Here is a 3343-nt window from a genome sequence, read left to right on the forward strand (position 1 = left end):
GGCCAGGGCGCGGATGCCGGGCTCGATGTCGTCCTCGGCGATGGAGGAGAACCCCACGAGCACCGTTGAGCTCACGTGCCCCGCCGGATCGAGCCAGTACTTCCTTGTGGGGTAGACGGCCACGTCGGCCGCCCGGGCCTGGCGCACGAGTGTGTCCTGGCCGCGCCCGTCGCGCACGCGTACGAGCAGGTGCAGTCCCGTGCCGTTCTCCAGCATTTCCACGTCGTTGCCCATGGTCTCCCGTATCACGCGGGTGAGCGTCTCGTACTTGCGGCGGTTCTTCGCCTGCACGCGGCGCAAGTGCCGGTCCCACGAGCCGTCGGTCATGAAGCGGGCGAGCACCCGTTGGTTGAGCCACGGCACCGGCGAGTAGGAGTTCGCGAAGGCCTCGCGCCACCGGTCGCGCAGGGGCTCGGGCAGCACGAGATAGTTGATGCGCAAAGCCGGCGAGAGCGATTTGGAGAAGGTGCCCATGTAGATGACCCGCCCGCGCCGATCCATGGAGGCCAGAGGCGCCAAGGAGCGCTCGCGGTAGCGGAAATCGCGGCAGTAGTCGTCTTCCAGGAGGTAGGCGCCGGTCCGCTCGGCCCAGCGCAGCACCGCCTCGCGGCTATCAATGGGCATGACGCGGCAGGTGGGGAACTGGCTGGAGGGCGTGAGGTAGGCCAGGCGCGCTCCCGAGGCCTCCAAATCGGCGCGGAATACTTCGGCTCCCGCACCGACCCGGCACGGTGCCAAGGTGAAGCGGGCCCGCTCGATGACGGTGCGCACGCCGTCGTAGCCGGGGTCTTCCATGGCCACCGCGTCGCGGGAACCGTCGAAGAGCGCGAGCAGGTTCTGCACGCTCGTCTGGGTGCCGCCCTGGATGATGATCTGGCTCGGGGTGCAGTCGATGCCCCGCTGGGTCGCAAGGCGCCAGGCGATGGCCGAGCGCAGGCTCTCCTCGCCGAACGGATCGTTGTAGGCGTCGCAGCCGGTGCTTTCCACCGACAGCAGGATGTCGTCGGTGATGGCCCGCCACGCAGCGGCGGGGAAGGTGCCCGGCTCCAGGTTCCCATAGGTGAAGTCGTAGCGGACGCGGTCCTCGTCGGCCCCCAGCAGCCCCTCGCCCGGAGCCTGGGAGTGGTCGGCATCGGCCTGGAGGAAGGCGACGTTCTGCACGATGTAGCCCGAGCCGGGGCGGCTCTTCACGTAGCCCTCCTGGACGAGCAGCCCATAGGCGCTCTCCACGGTGTTGCGGGCGCAGCCGAGATCGGCGGCCAGGGAACGGATAGGGGGCAGGCGCGACCCTTCGGGGTGGTCGCCCTCTTCGATGCCACGGCGCAGCTGATCGAAGAGCTGCTGGTACAAAGGCGTAGGAAGGCGGTCGTCCAAGAGCATGGGTCTCCCTTTCTGCGGGCGTCATCGTGGCCCTATGGTACCAGAATGAGGATGTTGCGTGGAAGCATCCCCATGGGAAGGGAAACCGTCCCCGATAATTTCCGAAAAATTGTCCCCATTGAAGGGGATTGTCCCCTGATATTTGCTGAACACCGTCCCTTTTTCGGAAGATTGTCCCCATTGTATGCTGGCGCCGGAGGGGACGGAGCGCATCGCATCCGCTCCCGAAGACGCATCGCATCCGCTCCCGAAGAGACCGTTACCCTGTGCAGGAAGAGGTGGCCCTATGAGGATCATCGCCACGGCTGCCGCCGCCCTTGTCGGAGCCGCCGGCGCCGTGCTGGCCGCGGTGCCCTCGCCGCTGCCCCTGCTGCGGCCGCCGGGAGCCGGTGAGGCCGCCTTCTTTGCCGCGCGCTGCGTGCGTTGCGGCCGCTGCCTGGAGGCCTGTCCCTATCAGGCGATCCACGCCGCGCCCCTGAACGCGGGCCGGGAGGCATCTACCCCCTTCGTGAACGCCCGGTCCCAGGCGTGCCGCCTATGCGCGGAATTCCCCTGCGCCGCGGCCTGCCCCACCGGCGCCCTTACGGTGCCCGAGGAGCGCGGCGGCGCCGCCATGGGCGTCGCGGTTATCAACGAGGATACCTGCCTGTCGTTTCAGGGGATGCGCTGCGAGGTGTGCTACCGCGCCTGCCCCCTCATCGACGAGGCCATAACCATCGACTACCGTCCCCGCGAGGGCGATGCCATCCACGCGGTGTTCGCGCCCCAGGTGATCGCTGAGGACTGCGCCGGCTGCGGTTTGTGCGAGCAGCGCTGTCCCGTGGGAGAGCCGGCCCCGGCCATCATCGTGGTGCCTACGGGCGCTGACGAGGTGACCTACCAGGCCCTGCGCAACGGAGCGGCCTAGGCCGTGGTACCGGCGCCGTCGGGCGCCGCTGTTTCGGGAACCCGGGGCCGCGAGCCCCTGACCTTAGGGAGGAATGCTATGGAACTCACTCGACGCTCGTTTGTGAAGTCCACGGCCGTGGCCCTCGCCTCGGCCGCGGCTGCGGGCACCCTGGCCGGCTGCTCGTCGCTGGCCGGCACCGGCGCCGATGCGGCCGCATCCGGCGAGGGCGTGAAGACCGTCGGCGTCTGCCGCTTCTGCGGCTGCGGCTGCGGGGTCATCGTGGAGGCCAAGGACGGCAAGGTGGTCTCGGTCACCGGCGACCCGGAGAACGGATCGAGCCGAGGCCTGAACTGCGTGAAGGGCTACTACCTGGCCGGTGCCCTCTACGGCGAGGATCGCCTCACGGTGCCGCTCATTCGCGACGACAAGGCCACCAAGGGCACGCCGGATGGCCTGCGCGAGGCCACCTGGGACGAGGCCCTCGACCTGGTGGCGGGTAAGCTCCGCGACACCTGGAAGGCCGACAAGAGCCGCCTGGCCTTCTGGGGAAGCGGCCAGCAGCCCATCGTGGAGGGCTACTGCACGGCGAAGTTCTGGAAGGCGGGCCTGCTTTCCAACAACATCGACCCCAACGCGCGTTTGTGCATGGCCAGCGCCGTGGTGGGCTTCATGAACGTGTTCCAGACCGACGAGCCGGCCGGCTGCTATGCCGACATCGACGAGACCGACGTGTTCGTCACCTGGGGCGCGAACATGGCCGAGGCCCATCCCATGCTGTACTCGCGCCTGACCGCCCGCAAGCTGGCCGATAGCGCCGTGCGCCACTACGACGTGACCACCATGACCACCCGCACCTCGGCCTCGGCCGACAAGGTGATCACCTTCCGTCCCGGCAGCGACATCGCTATCGCGAACGCCATCGCCAACTACCTCATCGTGCACGACAAGTACGACCACGACTTCGTGGCCGACCACGTGCAGTTCAAGCAGGGCACCGAGAACATCGGCAACGCCACCGACGACGGCTACGACAAGTCCGACATCGGCCAGGCCGTGGACAACGTGGAGCCCATC

Annotated in this window: 3 protein-coding genes; 2 read left to right on the top strand and 1 reads right to left on the bottom strand. The window is 68.3% G+C overall.

Annotation, left to right across the window (positions count from 1 at the left end):
- The coding region (pdxR, locus tag ACTOXK_RS12185; RefSeq protein WP_482278634.1) for a MocR-like pyridoxine biosynthesis transcription factor PdxR at positions 1 to 1380 on the bottom strand (1380 nt) is incomplete at its 3' end.
- A 286-nt stretch (positions 1381 to 1666) separates the two neighbouring features.
- Between pdxR and ACTOXK_RS12190 the strand changes: the two genes are divergently transcribed.
- Together ACTOXK_RS12190 and ACTOXK_RS12195 are read left to right on the top strand one after the other, a co-directional pair.
- Positions 1667 to 2287 (top strand): 4Fe-4S dicluster domain-containing protein, encoded by a 621-nt coding sequence (locus ACTOXK_RS12190; RefSeq protein WP_482278635.1) that lies wholly within the window; start codon positions 1667 to 1669, stop codon positions 2285 to 2287.
- 78 nt (positions 2288 to 2365) lie between these two features.
- Positions 2366 to 3343 (top strand): molybdopterin-dependent oxidoreductase (locus tag ACTOXK_RS12195; protein WP_482280009.1); only part of this gene is annotated, 978 nt, incomplete at its 3' end.

The sequence above is a fragment of the Adlercreutzia sp. genome (assembly GCF_056795635.1).